The organism is Bacillus sp. AC266 (assembly GCF_979253805.1).
In genome coordinates, this window is record NZ_CEEDEC010000005.1 from 88144 (window position 1) to 106579 (window position 18436).

An 18436-nucleotide genomic window follows, 5' to 3' on the forward strand; every position below is an offset into this window, starting at 1 on the left:
GCCTACAGATAAGTCTGAGATTTTTGCTTTTCCTTCTTTATCTGTCGTTACTTCTGTTACTACTTTTCCTTGCTCATTTTGTACTTCGAAGACTACGCCTTCTAATACTTTTTGACTGTCTTTATCTACTTTTGTAATTTCTACTGAACCTTTATCTAACTTTTCGTTCTCTACTTTCAATGATAAAACTTTCGTCATACCTTTTTTAATTTCGAACGATACTGGCTCTGTTAGTTTTTTGTATCCCGGTAAGCCTGCTTTTTCTACTAATTTGTACTTGCCTACAGATAAGTCTGAGATTTTTGCTTTTCCTTCTTTATCTGTCGTTACTTCTGTTACTACTTTTCCTTGCTCATCTTGTACTTCAAAGACTACGCCCGCTAATGCTTTTTGGCCTTCTTTATCTACTTTTGTAATTTCTACATTACCCTTGTCTAACATTTCGTTTTCTACTGTTAAAGCAAGAGATTTTGTCATACCTTTTTCAATTTGGAAAGTAATAGGATCTACTAATTGCTTATATCCTTTTGGTGCATTTACCTCTACCAACTTGTATGTTCCAACTGATAAATTAGTAACCTGTGCGTGCCCTTTTTTATCTGTCGTTATTTTAGCGACTACTTGTCCTGCTTCGTCTTGAATCTCAAATACGGCATCAGCTAAAGCATCTTTATTTTCTTTGTCTACTTTTGTAATTTCTACATTTCCTGTATCCACTAATTCATTTTCGACAGTTAATTGTAATGCTGTAACTCTACCTTTTTCAATTTCGAATGAAATTGGTTTTTCTAGTGGTTTGTATCCGGCTGGTGTTTCTACTTCTACCAACTCATACTTTCCAATAGATAAATCTGAAACATTTGCTTTTCCATCTTTATCCGTTGTTACTTTAGTAACTACTTTACCTTTTGAATCACGTACTTCAAACACAACACCTTCTAATGGTGCTTTACTATCTTTGTCTATTTTCGTGATTTCAACATTCCCCGTATCCACCATTTCGTTTTCTACAGTAAATGTTAAAGACTTCGTCATACCTTTTTTAATTTCAAATGATACTGGTTTTTCTAACTTTTTATAACCAGGTAAACTTTCTACCTCTACTAATTCATACTTTCCTACAGGTAAATCTGAAACATTTGCTTTTCCATCTTTATCTGTCGTTACTTTTTTCACCTCATTGCCCTTCTCATCTTGGACAACAAACGTTACTCCCGCTAACGGCGCCTTATTATCTTTATCTATCTTCGTTATCTCTACGTTTCCCGTATCTACCATTTCATTTTCTACTTTTAATGATAGTACCTCGGTCATGCCTTTTTTGATTTCAAATGATACTGGCTCTGTTAGTTTCTTATAGTCTGGTAAACTTTCAACTTCTACTAGTTTGTATTTCCCTACTGATAGGTCTGCAATTTTTGCTTTCCCATTTTTATCTGTTGTTACTTTCTTTATTACTTTTCCAGCTTCATCTTGCACTTCGAAGACTACACCTTCTAATGCTTTTTGGCTGTCTTTATCTACTTTTATAATTTCTACTGAGCCTTTATCTAACTGCTCATTTTCTACTTTCAGTGATAAGACTTCTGTCATACCTTTTTTAATTTCGAATGATACTGGCTCTGTTAATTTTTTGTAACCTGGTAAGCTTTCCGTCTCTACTAATTTGTATTTTCCTACTGATAAGTCTGAGACATTCGCTTTTCCATCTTTATCTGTCGTTACTTTTTTTACCACTTTTCCTTTTTCATCTTGCACTTCGAAGACTACGCCTTCTAATACTTTTTGACTGTCTTTATCTACTTTTGTAATTTCTAATGAGCCTTTGTCTAACTGCTCATTTTCTACTTTCAATGATAGGACTGTCGTCATACCTTTTTTAATTTCAAATGATACTGATTCTGTTAGTTTCTTGTAACCTGGTAAGCTTTTCGTCTCTACTAATTTGTACTTTCCTACTGATAGATCTGAAACGTTTGCTTTTCCATCTTTATCTGTTACTACTTTTCTTACCACTTTATCTTTCTCATCTTGGACTTCAAATTCGACACCCGCTAATACTGCGCCGCTTTCTTTGTCCACTTTTGTAATTTCTACATTACCTTTGTCTACCATTGCATTTTCTACTGTTATTGGGAATATGCCGTCCCCTGTTACATTTACTTCGAACTCTTTTTCTTTTAATTGGTATCCTTCGGGCGCTTTCGTTTCTTTTAAAATATATTTTCCTGGTGCTAACGGTTTAGAAATTGCCTTACCGTCTTTATCTGTAATAATATGCTCAACTACTACACCGTCTTTTACTATATCAAACTCTGCATTTGCTAATGCTTTACCACCATTTTCCGAATCAATTTTCTTTAATTCAATTTGACCCTTTTGCATGGTATTTTTAATTTCAATTGTTTTTGTTTCTCCAGCTTGAAGTGTAACCTCTACCGGACTTGTTAATTTTTGATATCCTTCAGGTGCTACTTTTTCATAAATTTTATACGTTCCAGGTGCTAAAGTTTGAGGGGCTGAAAAACCTTTTTCGCCTGTTTTCAGTACTGCAACAACCTTATCCTCACTATTTCGAACTTCAAATTCGGCACCTGTTAACTCTTTATTCGGATCCTCAGCATCTATTTTATGAATAGCTACTGTACCTTCTTTTGGAAGTTCCGGCGGCGTAACCGTTACTTCATTCGATGTTAATTTCTTATCATCAAAATGTAATTCTGCTTTATTAGGAATCTTCTTATCTACGTAAGAAGATAAGTCTGCATCAGCTTTAATTTTCGCCTTAATATTCAAGTTAATTATCTGGTCCTCATATGACTTATAGTCAAAACTCTCACCGAACGTAAATATTACTTCACTTTTTTGTTTATCTATCTTTAGTGTTCCTTTAGAAGTAATATCTTGGCCATTTTGATCATACACTTTTGCCTCTAATACTTCTAATACATCTTCTAAATCATCACTAATTACCATAGATGTGTATTTAGGAGGATCGTTTGGTATATGTGTACCAACTTGATATTGAATAGGTTGATCCATTTGCGCTAACTGCTGATTCTCTACAAGCTTACCATTCTCATCAACTATATTCTTTTCAATACTAGGTGGATTATCGTCGCCTGAACCGGTTCCTCCCCCACCACTTACGAATACTTCTCCTACTTTTTCTTCAGTTTTAATATTTTTGCCTTCTAATTTCACTGTATTTTTATGAGGCTTTGCAGCGGGATTGGTAATCTTTGTTTTATATCTTAAAATATAACCTTTTGAACTGTCTGGAAATTCAATTGTAAATCCAGTCTTCGTTGCATTGATTTTAATTTTAGATAAATCTGCTGGCTTAATATTTGTTGGTGCATAACCATCTTCAAATACAGCCTCTTCTAATACTACACTGTCTGTAATTAACTCATGCCCAGGTCCTAATGTATCTGTTAATTTAAGATCTTGCATTTCTGTTCCAGTTGCATTTACATATACAAGCCAATCAGCAATGGACGGATCTTCTTGATTATAAGAACCCCATTTCAATAGGTTATCTGTATTGGGCTGCGGCTTCGGTCTCTCTGTCGTATTACTTACACTTACTTCTTTATTTACGATTTGACCATCAACGTTAAATTCTAATGGGATTTTTTGGACACCATCATATGCTTCTAGACCAAAGTAAAATTCTACGAATAAAGAACCTTTAACGTTATTCTTTCCTTCTACATAATCACCCATAGTACACGTTAATAGACCCTTTTTCATCTCACATGTACCAACTGTTTTGCCTTCAGCATCTTTTAAAGGAAAACTCATATTCATAAGATCTTTTCTAAATTCTTTTGGCATATCAATTGTGAATTGATCTCCACTTTTTATTTGCTCTTTAGCTGACCACTTCACTTCTACTTTCATACCATCTGAAGCCTGATATGGTTCAGATGTTGTGCCATCAGTACGAGAAATATTAATCTCGTCCACTGGATTTTTTATCACAGCGGCTTGAATAACTGGAGCCCATACATTCAGCACTGAAAATAATACTAGAAAAACTAATGAAACCATTGAAATGTGCCTTTTAGTACTTTTCGTTTGCATAATTTCCTCCTAATTTTTTATATTTATATAACAAAAAAAGACCGTCCGGTTGCATCAAAAATGTGCAACCAGACGATCTTAGTAACCAATATATTACCGTAGACTCTAAGCTTTGCGGCCTATCCTTTCGAATAGTGTGCTAAAAATATTTTTTTATTCTTTTTTTGTTTCATTTTCCTTTTGAACCAAATATTACTATACCGTCTGGACGGTTATAATTCAACACCCTGCAAAATTGTTCTATTATTCTAATAAAAAAATAATTCCCCATCGGATTAAATAAACCAATGGGGAATTATTTTTTATTCTATAGTTTGTATATTCTATTTATAGGAAGCATTGATAAGAGCTTGAATCACTTTTTCTCTTAATTCAGAACTTAGTCTTCCAATCCCTAAATATTCCGAATACCATAATCCATCAGCTGCTAATCTAATAATTGTGGCACAAACAGAATCCATTTCATCATTTTCTATTTTAGTTTGCAATTGCTGAAATGCTTGTTGTAATGGCTCAAGTAATTCCGGTTTTAGCATTAATGCTGCCATCATACTACTACACAACTCTTCTGTTCTTTTCTCATTACTTAATCTTTCCTCTACAAAAGAACGAACCCACCTTCCTTTCTTCTCTGTGTCTTCCGTTACCTTATTATGAATAGCACCATGATACTCCTCTGTCCCTTTAAGTATCATGCCTTCTATTAAAGCTTCTTTATTTGAAAAGTGATACAATAACCCACCTTTACTTACACCTGCCTCTTTTGCTACTGCTTCTAAAGTTAACTTAGCTACTCCTTTAAATTGAACAATTTGAGAAGCGGCGGCTAAAATTTTTTGCCGTGTTATGCTCGTGTTCATTCCTTTTTAAACCCTCATTTCTACTAATTCTATCTAAATACGTATTTTATTTTTAATATTGTTGAATACTACTAGATATTTTTTATTCAATATAGGCTTCATTACATTTGAATTGTTAGTTGCTTCTTCTATTAAAAATTTCCATATCATCCAATATGATAACATTAAATACACTCCGTAGACTATACATCTATACATTTATATAAATTCCTAATATCCCCATAAATGTGAAATACAATTTTAACGAGTCGATTTCCTATCCTTTAGTTTTCAAGCATTTTTCGACGCTGGTCTTCCTACCACCCTATCAGCTTTATTGTTTTATTTTATAAGACGGTGCCAATCCTTTAATCACTAAATAAAAAATGTTATTACTTCTCTTTCTATAAGTAATAACATTTTCTACCTATAAACCACTTAACAAATTTCTCTCCAACTAGCGTCCCTCACATCTTCACTAGTCGCCTTTCTAACTGATTCAACAAAGCATTCCTCGCAAGCACCAAACGCAATGAAATTTCTCTGCGCTTGTCTTAACGAGGGCTCATTTGCTCCGCCTTCAAAGTCATGATCGTTAAACTGAACAGAATCATCTTCCCAATAACATATGTTACAGATTTCATATGTACCTGGTGGTTCTTCTAACGTTTTATATCTGCAGCATGGACAAGTGTATTTCATATAATCACCTTATTTCTCTTCATATGTAGTCCTGCTTACTAAAAATGTAATAGAGCAAATGACAGTTAGTCCCATAAAGTACATCATTACAACAATACGCGTATTTTCATATATTGTAGGGAACCCGTCAGATATAACTTCATAACCAAAAACAATACTTATAGCTAAGAGAATATATAAAATTAAGGATGGAATAAAATGTAGCTTTACAGGTAAAATAACACACCTAAACAATATCTCCCCAAGAAGACAGCCAACTAAAACAACAGGGATTCCAATTATCAAAGTAGCAGCCAACATGTTGGCCATAGCAATAAAAAGATTCGTAAAAATAGAAAATAGCCCTCCTTCGAAAATCCCCTTCTCATCGTATATTTGAACTATCGTCATTGAAATAAATAAGCTTAATAAAGAATGGGAATACGGAATTAAAAATTTCCTCAATCATGCTCACCTCACTTTTCCCTTCACATATATTATTCACTATTTCCTATCATTTTTACATAAAAAAATAACCCTCTATGATAAAACATAGAGGGAATAATTTCTATATAAAAACCTATACCTTATCCTGAAGTGAACCCGAAAACAGAACACATATCAAAACACCTAAACCGTCTGTTCCCTATATTCTTTAGGGGATAAGTGGTTTAGGTGTTTTATTAGAAGGTAGTACCTTCTTTTTTATAATATTCTTTTGAAATCTCTTCATAAAACGCTGCCGATGTCGCGTAGAAATAAGGTGCAGACCATAAGAAACCGATTCCTAAAGTAAGAATACTTAAAATGAACCAGCCAAGGAAACTTAAGCATAGTAAAAAGTAATCCATTTTATGTCCATTCATCATACGGCGACTTTCGGTAATTGCTTGATTCGCTGTGTATTCTGGACGATCATTCAAAATAAAATACGTCATAGAATAAGAAAATGATTTAATAATACCCGGAATAATAAGAAGTAATGTCCATAGCATCAAGTATACATACATTAGTAAATATGTTAAAAACGACTTCATAAGCTTACTTCCATCGCTAAACCATCTAAATAAATCACCAATGCGAGCACTAGTCTCACGGATTACATTTAAAACAAGATAGTAGGCGCCTATTGTTAACGGACCAATAACAAGCATTGCAATAATACTTACTGTAAGCGAATCACTTGCTTCTTCCCAACCCCAAAACATCGAGAAAACACCTGTAATTAGAAGTTCAACAGCTCCAATAAGGATTCCAAGTAATAAGGTTGCCCCTACCGCTAATCCCCATTTTCCTTTTAATGCATCAAGTGCTTCTCTTTTCAACTGACTTATCATATATAACCTCCTAATATTATTTCTATATTAGTATACCATTTATATCAAAAATTTCACGAATTTCCCTGAAATAGAAAGGTACTACTTTTTTCTGATACGTATTGAGAAATGTGAGCTGTATTTGCACCCATATATGAATCAAATTACTCATTTCTCCATAACAAAAAAGCCTGCCTTTCATACTAGGCAAGCCTTTTCAAATTAATTCTCACTTATTCTCTTCTTATACCAATCCTGCATTCTCTCCGCATCTTCTACTCTCGTATGCTCTAGTTTATAATTCGATGATGCACTAGAAAACGTATACGTACATAAATCCGCTCGGCGCTGGAAATATGATTGTGTTTTTTCAATTGATTGGACGTGTCTTCTTCTTACAAGTCCTGTATGTTTCCCAATACTACGATGTATAATCGTAATTTGTTCTCCATTTACACCGTAACCATTTGTTTTAAATGTTGCGTATCCAAGTGTAAAGATGAGGATAGCTAGCGGTAACAACGCCCACATGATGAAATACTTTTCAAAGTATATGCTTATCCCAGTAAGCGGGACTGCTAGCATTGCGAAGAAAATGAAACTATCAATTAAATAACGGCGCAAGGCTGCTTTTGGTAATGCAGTAATATTTGTATTCAGTTCATATGGCAATTGTAAATGAGCGAGTAACTCTTGCACACGATCTTTTCGAATAATCGGATGCAGCGTAACTTTGTCTTTCTCTTCTCCCAATCCCTTACTTTGAATGACTTCGACTTGCACAGCACAATAACCGAACATCTGACGGAAAATACCTTCTTTTATCGTAATCCCTTGAATGCGGTGTAACTTTAGTACTAGTTCTTTCCTTTCAAGTAATCCTTGAGAAATACGCACTTCATCGTTTTTTCGATTTACTGTGAAATTACCATGTTTTAACGCGTAACCAATTGTAGATATAATCCACGAAAGGACGAGTAAAATAGCTACCATGTAAATCCAGCCGTATATATCATGATCCATTACATACGACTCTACGCTATTTTTTATCCATTTCGGAATGTACTCATCTACTTGGTGATACACGAAAAAGATTAATGAGAATAATAATCCAAACTGACCAGATGTAACAGATGCTAATAAAATTTCTTTCAAAGTTAATTTGTACTCTGTCGCTTGCTTTTCCTCTGTCATAACTTCTTTTTCTACTACTTCTTCTGATGTTTCTTCTGCTTTTACTTCTGGAGTTGGCTCATTTAGTAAGGAAATAAGCTCCTTCGCCTCATCTTCTGTAATACCAGCTAGGCTTACTTCGGCATCATCGCCTCCGCCAGCTGTTTCGATTTGAATTTTCTTTAAACCGAGCATTTGATATAACACGTTTGAACTTGTATTAATCGTTTGAACACGTTCTTTATTTAAGTAGCTCTCCTTCTTCACAAAGAGCCCTTGTTTCACATGTAATACGTTATTTTCAACCCAGTATGTTGTGTAATACCATTTTTCAAACGCTGAAAAGACGGTGAGTAAACCGAATCCAGCGGGAATTAAATACCAAAATGGAAACTTTCCATTTAAACTAAACATGAAAATAAATAATGGTATAAAGTCTGTTATTTTTAATTCTAATAACATCGTAATGGGATGCTGCCTCTTATACATCCTCATCACTCACTTTCGCTAATTCTGCGATTCTCGTTTTTAACATTTCTGCTTCGTACATCGTTAAGCCTGGAATGCTGTGAGAAGTTGCCGCTGTTGAAATATGTAATTCTGCTAATCCATATTTTCTCATAATTGGTCCTTGTTCAATTGTAACGTGCTGTACACGAATCATCGGTACTAATACGCGCTTTACAACGAAAAGACCGTGCTGAATTTCAAGCTCTTCTTCATTTAATTTATAGCTATAATAACGCTGACGTAGTTTCGGGAATAAAAAGTACGAAAATGGTGCTAGCGCAACTGTTAACCCAACCATCACATACAAAATCCACGCCCACCAATCAAACTTTATCATGAGGAAAAGGTATACTAAGATGACGAGAATACCTATCCCTTCTTCAATTACAGCACGAACTTTCCACACCTTGACCATGTCAGGATGAATTTCATTTTTCAATGGATCCATGTAACCACTCCAAATCTATTAATCTAATATATGAATACCCTCAATCTATATTTTACATAACTTTACAGAAAATTAGTATTTATTCTTCTTTATCTTTCTTCTCAGGAATAAAATATCCGAACCAAAGTAGCCAAATGAAGCCGATTAACTTCATCCAACTTCCATCCGCTTGAAAAGCTTCAATCATACCTGGTATTTTATAAAGTGAAACTTTAATCAGCCCTCACCAATCGGGCTTTTACGGGCAGTTGATCCCCCACCTAACTTCTTTGCTTTCGCTGAATTTTGAGGTGGGGGTCTTACTGCCCGTTAATGCGGGATAAATGCCAATAAATCCAAGAAAACCGAGCCACCAGTTTTTTTGCATTTTCACTTTTATTCCTCCTTCATGACGTTTTTCACATTTCGAATCCAAATTTCTTTATACTTTAACTGGAATCCCATTAACATGTAATTACTCATATTATCGATCACGAGCGCTAACGTATGAGCATTTTCTTCCGTTGCCTGTTGTGACACAACGTCAAGTTCCACACCTTTCTTCAATAAATCGTGGAAACCATTTAAGAAATCTTCTTGTATTTCAAATAAGCGTTTCTGATACTTTTCATTTCGCGATGCAGTTACGATGAATTCATTTATGACGCGTAGTATGCCTTCTTGTCCTTCATACTCAGAGAGCATATGTAAACCATCGGCAATTAATTTTTCTGCAAAGTTTTCTTTCGTATATTGCTCTTTATCGAAGTAACTTGCAAAATGGTACCCAGAAAAAATTTCTTCAAATAAAAAATCAACTAACGCTTCTTTAGAAGAAAAATGATAATAAATAGCCGGTTTTGAAATACCTACCTCTTTCGCAATCATAGAAAGGCTCATCTTCTCAATACCGTGCTCTGCCATGAGTTTAAATGATGCCTCTACAATGTTTTGCGATGTTTGTAAATTCTTTGTCATACTGTACCTCACTTATTTTTACTTACCAGTCGGTAAGTAAATTGTAAAATAAAAAATCATCGTTTGCAAGTTTGATTCAAAATTGTATATTACTTTTTCAATCTACATTATGGATCTAGGATCATATTCCTTAATAATGACTACAATAATCTTTAATCCAGTTAAACTACAAAAAGCACCTTTGTGAGTGCTTCTTGTAATTTAATATTTAGGCCCCATGTAATCATAACTTTGATCTAGCGCTTTTAATAAATCAATCGCACCCTTTAACTCCCTTTTATCAGACTCTAATTCTTCCATCCTTCTTTCGATATCTTTTTTAAAAGATTCTAAATCACTAATGGCCTTCTTCCCCACTCCAAGTTGCGACCAGCTTGATAAGAGTAAATTATGTACATTACTTACAACTCTTTTATTATGATTTAAGTCTTGGATCATATGGTCAAATTGTTGTAAGGCTTGGTTCAATGCTTCTTCATTTAAGTAAATTCTCGGCATCCTAATCTTCTCCCTTAATATTGTTGATCCGTCTTCTTATAATCATCGGCTTTCTTCTCAATAAAATCTGAAATTTCCGTTGCTGTTCGTATGTACCAAAAACTTAAATGCTCTACATGTCCACGTATATTATTTACTTTAGCTTCTACCCGTCTACTTTCAGCCGTTTCTAATAATGTCATCATATTAGAAATTAACCTCGGTACTCTATCTTGAAATTCTTGCGCGTTTCGCTTCATATCTCTTACAGCTTGTTCTAAATTCTCTACCACTACACGAATTTCTCCCCCGCCTAATAACGCGCCTGGTGAATCATAAACTCTTTCATTCGTGTCTACATTTAACAAGTATTTATTGGATAAAGACCCATTCTCTCCAAACCGGAAGTTCTGATCTGTTTGATAGTGATAACCAGGGCCACTTATCGAATTCAAAAATCGAGTAACATCCATCCCAATCTTTTGCTGTAATGATAGCTTTGACATTTCTTCTTTCGAAATTGTTGGGGTTACCGCATAAGTAGAGCCTATATGACTTTCATATGCACCAAATGGTCCATAGCCAATTGAATCATTTCCGTGAACAACACTTACAATTCTATTATTAAACTCACCATTATTTGCTTTTTCTTGTAAATCAGGCGGTAACAAATGTTTTGCACTCGGCGCATTCCATGACATACATCTTACATTATCATTAGATGCCGCTGCATATTCCGCTAAAGCTCCCCCTAACGAATGACCCGTCGTATATATCTCCACATCATCCCTGTCCTTGTATGTATCCGTTACTTGTTTCATGACCCTTTCAGCCTGTTCGAATTGATTGTGTGTTTCCCAGCGCTGATTCTCTTCATTCCAATATTTCTTTGAACCTTCATTCTCAGTCCCTGCTACAGGAGGTGCTGCTGGTTCATGAACACCTTCTCGTAATACAAAATGATTGGTATCCGTTTTTAAATCCTTCATGCCTTCCCCTGACTTCATCGGAATGCCTAAAGAGTTTTTCTCTATAATTTTATCCCCTTCTGTACCTCGGAAAGCTACCATAACTTGCTTTTTCCCATCGACATCTCGTTCAAAGACTACTGCGTCCATTCCGGTTTGTTTGTCGTGGAATGTTTCACGGACCTTCCATGTTTGTAAAGTATCATCATTCGCATTATTCACTGTAATTTCATTTCTTAACTCTTTATCTGATTTATACGCATCTTTAGCCATTCGATAAAAGCTTAAATCTAACACTTCTTGTGTATTTTTGCTATCCAAAGTATTCCCTCCTCGGGATATTTAGTATATTCTAAATTATAGAACAACATTAACGGAGGGTAAACATGAGAATTAAAATCCGAAAATTTACCTTTTTTGTCTTTTTTATCTTTGTAAGTACAATAATTGGGGGATGTAATATGCAGGAAAATAATAAAGAAAAACAAATAGTAGATAAAGCAACAGAAAAAACAATTAATTACTTTAAAGAGAAACAAAATTTAGATGTAACTATTACTGATTACAGGTTCCCTTCTAATGATCTAGAATCAGTCTTCATAACTGGTCATATCAAAGATGATGAAAGCAAGGAATTCACTGCTACAATAGATTACAATAATAATTATAATGTTGGTTCTGTTTCAACGAATTTTTCTCTAAAAAAATAATACAATATGGATAAAAAAATGAGGAAATAGCATTAAAAGAAAAAGCAGAAAAGATCGCAATCCAACATTTTAAAGAAGATAAAAAGCTAGGTGTCACAGTGACAAGAGTGGAATTCGCCCCCTCAGATTTTTGGGTGATTTTTGTATCTGGTCATGTAACAAATAATCCAAACCGTAAAATAACTGCAGATATAAATTATAAAAATAAGGTTGAAAGTATTAGTTATGATGACTGAAATTAATATGAAAATAAAGTATATTTTTGTTGGCCCTTTATATTAATTCCAATTATTTCATATGTATATAAAGGATGAGATCAATATTCAATAAGCTCAACTTCTAACATTAAAAATTTAGAAGCAATGTATCAAACTTTTGGGCACCTAACAATAAGGTGTCTATTTTTATTTTCAAAAGGAGCCCCTCAAATAATTCTTAAAAACCTAGATTGATTTGAACCTATTAAAACATTTTAAAGTTTCTCTTCTACAACATTTGATATATCCCTAATTTAGGAACCAATGATTGGAGGAGAATTATGTTGCATAAAAGATTGTTTTTTTATTTAGTTTTCATTTTCATTATTACTACCTTAGGAGGCTGTAATAATGAAAATAATACCGAGGAAGAAATCATTAATAAAGCAACAGAAGAAACCATTCAATATTTCAAAAAAACAGAGGGCTTAGATGTATCAATTACTGATCATGAATTTGGACCAAAAGACTTTCAAACTATCTCTATATCAGGCTATGTGACTAATGATAAAACTAAAGAATTTACTGCTTCAGTTGAATACGCAAATAATTATCATATCGGCGCTATTTCAACCACCAAAAATTTAGAGCTTAAAAACTAATAATTGGGGCACTTTAGAGTGCCTTTTCTTTTTGCTTCACTACACAATGTTCAGTGAATATAAAATTTAGTGGCGAGGAATATAACGCACTATTAATGGAGTGATTATTCGTGAAAAAATATAGTATAAGATTATTCATTATTCTTACACTTATACTTTTAGGAGGATGCAGTATGAATAATAAAACAAATGAAGAAAAAGAAATAGTAACAAAGGCAGAAGAGGTAACAATTAAATATTTTAAAGAAACAGAGGGCTTAGATGTAACAATCACTGATCATAAATTTGGACAAAAAGATTTTCAAACTATCCTTATCTCAGGTTATGTAACAAATGACAAAAGTAAAAAATTTACCGCTTCAGTCCAATACGCTAATGATTATCATATTGGTTCTATTTCAGCGTCTAATAATTTGAATTTTAAACACTAAATCTAATAGTTTCACGTCAACATAATTATTTAAGTTTTTTCTTTAATTCAAGAATGTTCTTTATAAGAAATAAAAAGCAACGGTTATCAGAAAAAGTGAGTGCTTTTTTCACTAAAAACATTCCTTCTATCACGATATTTTATATAATCAAGATGCCATTACTGGAGGATAAATATGGATATTAAAATCAAAAAAATTAGTTTTTTTCTATTCTTTATATTTATTTTAAGTATTTTAGGGGGATGTACTATGGATCAAAAAAACAATGAAGAAAAAGTAGTAAAAGAAGCAAAAGCGACAACCATTACATACTTTAAGGAAAAGCAAGATTTGGACGTAGTAATTACTGGGCATGAGTTTGGTCCTAAAGACCTACAATCCATTTATATCTCTGGGCATGTCAAAGATGATAGAGACAAAACATTTAATATAACTATTCAATATAGCGGAGATAAATACACGATAGGTTCAATTTCTAAAAGTAAAAGTTTAAAATTAAAATACTAACACTTCCCATAATTTTCATCTAAATCATTCCTATATGCTCCCAATGATTTTCAAATAGTTTTTATAAACGGACATGTGAAAGATAACAAAAATAAGATTTTTTCTATGGACGCAGAATATGATGGAGGAGAATATCATATAAGATCTATGTCTCACTCCAAAATTTAGAGCTTAAAAACTAATAACCTTTTTACTTTGGAGTCCCGTTTCTTTATACCCAGCCACACCATATTCTGTGGATATACAATTTAGTTAAGAGGAATATAACGCAAAATTCATGGAGTGATTATTCGTGAAAAAATATGCTATAAGATTATTCTTTACTTTCACACTTATCCTTTTAGGAGGATGTACGATAGATCAAAAAAATACTGAACAACAAATCGTTAATAAAGCAACAGAAGAAACCATTCAGTATTTCAAAGAAAAAGAGAATTTAGAAGTGACTATTACAAATCATAGATTTCCTTCTAATGATATCGAAACTATTTTTATAACGGGTCATATCAAAGATGATACAAATAAGAAATTTACTACTTCAATTGATTATAAAGATGATTATAATATCGGTTCTATCTCTACCACTAATTTCAGCCTAAAACGCTGAAAAGACAATCTGAAATTTTCCTTTTAAACATTAATCATTAGAACAAAAAGACATCCTAAATGTGTGATTAGGATGTCTTTTTTATAAGACAAATCAATTCCTATTTAGATAAACGGGAAAAAGTTTCATCTATATTTCCAACTCGCACACGTAAATCATTATTGATCATCCACAATAATATACGCTGTTCTAATTGGCCCATGCACACCTACGACAAGGTTCATTTCAATATCCGCGCTATTTGACGGACCAGAAACGAAGTTCACACAAGCCGGCAAGTTTTCTCCCGCTTTACTTTGATCATGAATCAGTTTTGTAGCTTGGGTTAATCTTGGTACAATCGTACTTTTAGGAACGATTGCAATATATGACTCTGGAAGAAGACTCACATGTCTTCCTTTTAACCCATCATTAAATAGCACAACGGTTCCTGATTCTGCCAAAGTCATATCACTGAACGTAATGCCAAGGTCAGCAGCTTTCGCAAATTTTACGTCCTCTTCTTTATGATCTAATCCCCATGTACGAAAATGTGTTGTTCCTTCATTGCTGAAACATGGCGTAAGACCATACTCATTAAAGCGCTCATCATTCGAACATATAACAGATTTGATATTCCAATCTGTTATAAAAGACCCCAATGTTTCAACAAGGTTTTCCTTTGTTGTTCGCTTTACTTCTGTATGAATCACTTCGCAGTGCTCTATTAACTTTAATACAAGTTCATCTTGCGCCAGTCCGTCAAAAACATCCCACTGCGGGGAAAAAGACCAGTTCGGTTTTTTCACTGCTTCTGGACGTTTCCTACCAAGCTTTTCTGATAACTGGAGTAAAAATTCCTCACGATTTTGGATGGCCATCATTGTTCTCCTTTTCGTGTTTTTCAAACCACTCTCGAAACGGTTGTTTTTTCGGAACTGGAAAATCTCTCGCATCCGTCCAAGCTTTTAACGGTCCAATTCCACGCTCGATCTTATCCCCTTTTGCAAGAGGTTTTAATGCATACGGAGCGCTCTTCGCTGCAAAAGAAAATAGTCTAGGACTCTTAACCGCTTTTTCAAAACCTTTCATAGCCACGTTCCAAGCTACGGGTGATTGTTTTTCTTCTACAATGCGGCTGCGGTGTTTAATTAATAAGTCGTGTAACGGGATTTTCACTGGACACGCTTCTGTACAAGCACCACAAAGGCTAGATGCGTAAGGTAAATCCTTATATTCATCATATCCCCCTAAAAGCGGTGTCAACACAGCTCCAATTGGTCCTGGATAAATAGAGCCATATGCATGCCCACCAATATGCCTGTATACAGGACACACATTAATACATGCCGCGCAACGAATGCACTGGAGGACACTTTGGAATTCTGTTCCTACAATATCGGAACGGCCATTATCAACAATGACTAAATGAAATTCCTCAGGTCCATCTGTTCCGCCAGGCTCAGTTAACCCTGTAATATAACTTGTTAACTTTTGTCCTACAGAACTTCGGCATAGAAGTGTTACTAAAACATCAAGCTCTTCCCATGTTGGAACAATACGTTCCAGCCCCATAACTGTAATCAACGTTTTTGGAAGTGTCGTAGTAAGTCTTGCATTTCCTTCGTTTGCTACGATAGAAATTGACCCAGACTCTGCAACAGCAAAGTTACATCCAGTCACCCCTATATCCGCTGCAAAAAAATCATCACGTAAATACGATCTTACAAACCTCGCCATTTCCGTAGGATCAGATGTTCCAGTGTAATTTAACTTTGTTTTAAATATTTCACAAATGTGTTCTTTATCTTTGTGAAGACACGGAACAACAATATGTGATGGAGGATCGTGGTCGTTCACTTGTAGAATAAATTCAGCAAGATCTGTTTCTAACACTTCCGCTCCAGCTTCTTCAATCGCTTCATTTAAACTAATCTCTTCCGTTACCATCGATTTTGATTTCACAATTTTTTTCGCGTTTTTCTTTTTTACAATCTCTTTTACATATTCCCTTGCGTCTTCTGCAGTCTTTGCGAAATAAACGAAACCACCGTTTTTCTCAATATTTTCACTCAGCTCATATAAATAATAATCAAGGTTTTCTAATGTATGCTTTCGAATTTCTTCTCCTAAAGCTCGCCATTCTTCCCAGTTCCCAAGACTCTCAGTAGCTTTTAATTTCTTGACTCTCAGACCATCTTGCGCTTTCCTGACAGCCTGTCGCATAAATTGATCCCCAATACCTGTTGCAGTACGCTTATGAAAGGGATCGTTCCCAATTTTCATTCCCATCTCTATATCCCCCCTTGTTTTCGATCTTCATTTAATACTTGAGCAATATGTTTTACATCAATTGGATAACCATTACGTGTTAAACGTCCTTTTATATTCATTAAGCAGCTACAATCCATCCCGATTAACAATTCCGCACCGGTTTCCATAATATGCTTTACTTTTTCTTCAACCATTTGCTCAGAGATTTCTGGCATTTTCACCGAGAATGTCCCTCCAAATCCGCAACAATCATAATTATGCGCCAATGAAACAACTTCCAGTCCCTTTACACACTTTAATAGTTTTTGCGGTGGTTCCTTAATCCCCATTAATCGGCTCATATGACAAGATGTATGAACCGTTGCTTTTTTATGAAGCTCCGCACCTAAATCTTCTTTCCCTAACACTTCAACTAGAAATTGTGTGAATTCATATGTTTTATTTCCAAGTTCAGTAGCTTTTTTCTTCCAATCCGCTTCACTTTCAGAAAATAAGCTAGAAAACTCGTGAACCATCATAGCGCAAGACCCCGATGGTGCCACAACATATTCTGAACTAGCAAAGGCTTCAATCATATGTTTTGCAGCTGTTTTTGTTTCTTTCACATACCCGCTATTATAAGCAGGTTGTCCGCAGCAAGTTTGAGTTTTTGGAAAATCAACTTCACACCCTAAATCTTCAAGAATTTCCACAACATCTTTCCCTACTTCTGGATAAAAAACATCTGCAACACAAGTGATAAATATTGATACTTTCATATTTTGCACCCCTAAATACAGTAAAGTAAGCTCAAGTAACTTTATCTGTATATTATTGGTAAAAAAATTAAAAATATGAATAAAAATAAAAAAAAGTATCCTAAATGTGTAATTTAGGATACTTTTTGTAAAACAAATTAATTTCTATTAAGCAAGCGCATACGATAACAATTCATCGTCACTTCCCCAAGCCTTTGCAATAATTGATAATTCGCATATGCGCCGACCGGGGCACCGATGATCGGGACGAGCTGGAGCATTTTTGCTAAATCGATATAGTCTCGGTATTCTGTTTGGAACTTTTCCCAGTCCATATGATTTTCTTCTTCTGTATCCCACGTTTCAATCGCTTTCCATACTTCTTTTCGGTGATCGTCACTTGAAAAAGCAAGTTGGAAAACGTGAAGAATAAAAAGGCGCTCTTCTTTTTTACTCGTATCAAATCCGTACAATGTTGCTGCATCAAATAAAAATTTTATTTTAATAGTAAGTAATAACGGGAAATCGGCAAGGCCAAGGAGAATACCACCTGCTCCTGTTCCTGCCCCTTCTGCCGCTGCGACTTTTTTGTACTCATCCATTTTTTTACGTACTTCATCGTCTCGTCTTTGCAGTGACCAGTTCGTTTCTTTTAGCTTCGGTTTTATGAAGTTTGATCCAGCACTAATTGTTTGCACCATCATCCGAATCGTTTCTGTTAGTACCTTTTGCACTTTCGCGGGCACTAGTTGTTGCACTTTCACCTGCACTTTTTTAGAGAACCGTGTCATCATAGAAGAATCTTTCATGAATGTAGCTTTCCACTGCTCCAATTCTTTTATAACCTTCTCTTCATATGTAATCATAGGTTCAT

Annotated in this window: 20 protein-coding genes and 1 riboswitch; of the genes, 5 read left to right on the forward strand and 15 right to left on the reverse strand. The window is 34.5% G+C overall.

Features of this window, described 5'->3' with window-relative positions; translation table 11 throughout:
• From AC0IXC_RS20375 to AC0IXC_RS20425, 11 genes are all read right to left on the reverse strand, one after another.
• On the reverse strand, positions 1 to 4089 hold a 4089-nt coding region (locus AC0IXC_RS20375; protein WP_471653204.1), incomplete at its 3' end, for a SpaA isopeptide-forming pilin-related protein.
• 60 nt (positions 4090 to 4149) lie between these two features.
• Positions 4150 to 4240, reverse strand: a riboswitch (cyclic di-GMP riboswitch).
• Positions 4241 to 4412: 172 nt separating this feature from the next.
• Entirely contained in the window at positions 4413 to 4949 is a 537-nt protein-coding gene (locus AC0IXC_RS20380) for a TetR/AcrR family transcriptional regulator (RefSeq protein ID WP_215590879.1), read from the reverse strand.
• A 417-nt stretch (positions 4950 to 5366) separates the two neighbouring features.
• A complete protein-coding gene (locus AC0IXC_RS20385) occupies positions 5367 to 5630 on the reverse strand; it encodes a CPCC family cysteine-rich protein (RefSeq protein ID WP_215590878.1) in 264 nt (87 codons plus the stop codon).
• 9 nt (positions 5631 to 5639) lie between these two features.
• A complete protein-coding gene (locus AC0IXC_RS20390) occupies positions 5640 to 6074 on the reverse strand; it encodes a hypothetical protein (protein ID WP_002087154.1) in 435 nt (144 codons plus the stop codon).
• A gap of 218 nt (positions 6075 to 6292) precedes the next feature.
• Positions 6293 to 6946, reverse strand: coding sequence for a DUF975 family protein (locus tag AC0IXC_RS20395; protein WP_002030230.1), 654 nt, complete (start codon positions 6944 to 6946; stop codon positions 6293 to 6295).
• A 201-nt stretch (positions 6947 to 7147) separates the two neighbouring features.
• The gene (locus tag AC0IXC_RS20400; RefSeq protein ID WP_201051428.1) at positions 7148 to 8587 is read right to left on the reverse strand and encodes a PH domain-containing protein; all 1440 of its coding nucleotides are present in this window, start codon (positions 8585 to 8587) and stop codon (positions 7148 to 7150) included.
• Positions 8580 to 9056, reverse strand: coding sequence for a PH domain-containing protein (locus AC0IXC_RS20405; RefSeq protein WP_471653205.1), 477 nt, complete (start codon positions 9054 to 9056; stop codon positions 8580 to 8582). The genes AC0IXC_RS20400 and AC0IXC_RS20405 overlap by 8 nt, the downstream gene beginning before the upstream one ends.
• Positions 9057 to 9294: 238 nt before the next feature.
• Positions 9295 to 9429 carry a hypothetical protein gene (locus tag AC0IXC_RS20410; protein WP_277956409.1) on the reverse strand — a complete coding sequence of 45 codons (135 nt, stop codon included), beginning with the start codon at positions 9427 to 9429 and terminating at the stop codon, positions 9295 to 9297.
• A 2-nt stretch (positions 9430 to 9431) separates the two neighbouring features.
• The gene (locus AC0IXC_RS20415; RefSeq protein WP_201066287.1) at positions 9432 to 10013 is read right to left on the reverse strand and encodes a TetR/AcrR family transcriptional regulator; all 582 of its coding nucleotides are present in this window, start codon (positions 10011 to 10013) and stop codon (positions 9432 to 9434) included.
• Between the two features lie 201 nt (positions 10014 to 10214).
• Entirely contained in the window at positions 10215 to 10511 is a 297-nt protein-coding gene (locus AC0IXC_RS20420) for a hypothetical protein (RefSeq protein ID WP_001137435.1), read from the reverse strand.
• A 14-nt stretch (positions 10512 to 10525) separates the two neighbouring features.
• Complete coding sequence (locus AC0IXC_RS20425) at positions 10526 to 11731, reverse strand: lipase family protein (RefSeq protein ID WP_471653287.1); 1206 nt, start codon at positions 11729 to 11731, stop codon at positions 10526 to 10528.
• Between the two features lie 113 nt (positions 11732 to 11844).
• Here AC0IXC_RS20425 and AC0IXC_RS20430 point away from each other — a divergent pair, with 113 nt between their 5' ends.
• The 5 genes from AC0IXC_RS20430 (at position 11845) to AC0IXC_RS20450 (ending at position 14572) form a co-directional block, all read left to right on the forward strand.
• Positions 11845 to 12168, forward strand: a complete 324-nt coding sequence (locus AC0IXC_RS20430; protein WP_001220548.1) for a hypothetical protein — start codon at positions 11845 to 11847, stop codon at positions 12166 to 12168.
• A gap of 538 nt (positions 12169 to 12706) precedes the next feature.
• The gene (locus AC0IXC_RS20435) at positions 12707 to 13027 is read left to right on the forward strand and encodes a DUF1433 domain-containing protein (RefSeq protein ID WP_061689379.1); all 321 of its coding nucleotides are present in this window, start codon (positions 12707 to 12709) and stop codon (positions 13025 to 13027) included.
• Positions 13028 to 13137: 110 nt separating this feature from the next.
• Positions 13138 to 13458, forward strand: coding sequence for a DUF1433 domain-containing protein (locus AC0IXC_RS20440; RefSeq protein WP_243499520.1), 321 nt, complete (start codon positions 13138 to 13140; stop codon positions 13456 to 13458).
• Between the two features lie 249 nt (positions 13459 to 13707).
• Positions 13708 to 13965, forward strand: coding sequence for a hypothetical protein (locus AC0IXC_RS20445; RefSeq protein ID WP_031302351.1), 258 nt, complete (start codon positions 13708 to 13710; stop codon positions 13963 to 13965).
• A gap of 292 nt (positions 13966 to 14257) precedes the next feature.
• Positions 14258 to 14572 (forward strand): DUF1433 domain-containing protein, encoded by a 315-nt coding sequence (locus AC0IXC_RS20450; RefSeq protein WP_113769077.1) that lies wholly within the window; start codon positions 14258 to 14260, stop codon positions 14570 to 14572.
• Between the two features lie 158 nt (positions 14573 to 14730).
• Here the strand turns inward: AC0IXC_RS20450 and AC0IXC_RS20455 are convergent, their stop codons facing one another.
• The 4 genes from AC0IXC_RS20455 to ecsC all read right to left on the reverse strand — a co-directional run bounded on the left by AC0IXC_RS20455 (position 14731) and on the right by ecsC (position 18428).
• Complete coding sequence (locus AC0IXC_RS20455) at positions 14731 to 15432, reverse strand: LutC/YkgG family protein (RefSeq protein ID WP_098636580.1); 702 nt, start codon at positions 15430 to 15432, stop codon at positions 14731 to 14733.
• Positions 15413 to 16843 (reverse strand): LutB/LldF family L-lactate oxidation iron-sulfur protein, encoded by a 1431-nt coding sequence (locus AC0IXC_RS20460; protein ID WP_471653206.1) that lies wholly within the window; start codon positions 16841 to 16843, stop codon positions 15413 to 15415. The genes AC0IXC_RS20455 and AC0IXC_RS20460 overlap by 20 nt, the downstream gene beginning before the upstream one ends.
• A 2-nt stretch (positions 16844 to 16845) precedes the next feature.
• Entirely contained in the window at positions 16846 to 17583 is a 738-nt protein-coding gene (locus AC0IXC_RS20465; protein WP_471653207.1) for a (Fe-S)-binding protein, read from the reverse strand.
• Between the two features lie 137 nt (positions 17584 to 17720).
• On the reverse strand, positions 17721 to 18428 hold the full coding sequence (gene ecsC / locus AC0IXC_RS20470; RefSeq protein ID WP_002030211.1) for an ecs operon protein EcsC: 708 nt from the start codon (positions 18426 to 18428) through the stop codon (positions 17721 to 17723).
• Positions 18429 to 18436 lie beyond the last annotated feature (8 nt).

Bases quoted from the DNA above. Each gene is read 5' to 3' on its own strand.
- AC0IXC_RS20400 (WP_201051428.1), bottom strand. From the start codon at position 8,587: ATGTATAAGAGGCAGCATCCCATTACGATGTTATTAGAATTAAAAATA.
- AC0IXC_RS20445 (WP_031302351.1), top strand. From the start codon at position 13,708: ATGGATCAAAAAAACAATGAAGAAAAAGTAGTAAAAGAAGCAAAAGCG.
- AC0IXC_RS20435 (WP_061689379.1), top strand. From the start codon at position 12,707: ATGTTGCATAAAAGATTGTTTTTTTATTTAGTTTTCATTTTCATTATT.
- AC0IXC_RS20395 (WP_002030230.1), bottom strand. From the start codon at position 6,946: ATGATAAGTCAGTTGAAAAGAGAAGCACTTGATGCATTAAAAGGAAAA.
- AC0IXC_RS20380 (WP_215590879.1), bottom strand. From the start codon at position 4,949: ATGAACACGAGCATAACACGGCAAAAAATTTTAGCCGCCGCTTCTCAA.
- AC0IXC_RS20430 (WP_001220548.1), top strand. From the start codon at position 11,845: ATGAGAATTAAAATCCGAAAATTTACCTTTTTTGTCTTTTTTATCTTT.
- AC0IXC_RS20465 (WP_471653207.1), bottom strand. From the start codon at position 17,583: ATGAAAGTATCAATATTTATCACTTGTGTTGCAGATGTTTTTTATCCA.
- AC0IXC_RS20405 (WP_471653205.1), bottom strand. From the start codon at position 9,056: ATGGATCCATTGAAAAATGAAATTCATCCTGACATGGTCAAGGTGTGG.
- AC0IXC_RS20460 (WP_471653206.1), bottom strand. From the start codon at position 16,843: ATGGGAATGAAAATTGGGAACGATCCCTTTCATAAGCGTACTGCAACA.
- AC0IXC_RS20425 (WP_471653287.1), bottom strand. From the start codon at position 11,731: ATGGCTAAAGATGCGTATAAATCAGATAAAGAGTTAAGAAATGAAATT.
- AC0IXC_RS20415 (WP_201066287.1), bottom strand. From the start codon at position 10,013: ATGACAAAGAATTTACAAACATCGCAAAACATTGTAGAGGCATCATTT.
- AC0IXC_RS20385 (WP_215590878.1), bottom strand. From the start codon at position 5,630: ATGAAATACACTTGTCCATGCTGCAGATATAAAACGTTAGAAGAACCA.
- AC0IXC_RS20420 (WP_001137435.1), bottom strand. From the start codon at position 10,511: ATGCCGAGAATTTACTTAAATGAAGAAGCATTGAACCAAGCCTTACAA.
- AC0IXC_RS20455 (WP_098636580.1), bottom strand. From the start codon at position 15,432: ATGGCCATCCAAAATCGTGAGGAATTTTTACTCCAGTTATCAGAAAAG.
- ecsC (WP_002030211.1), bottom strand. From the start codon at position 18,428: ATGATTACATATGAAGAGAAGGTTATAAAAGAATTGGAGCAGTGGAAA.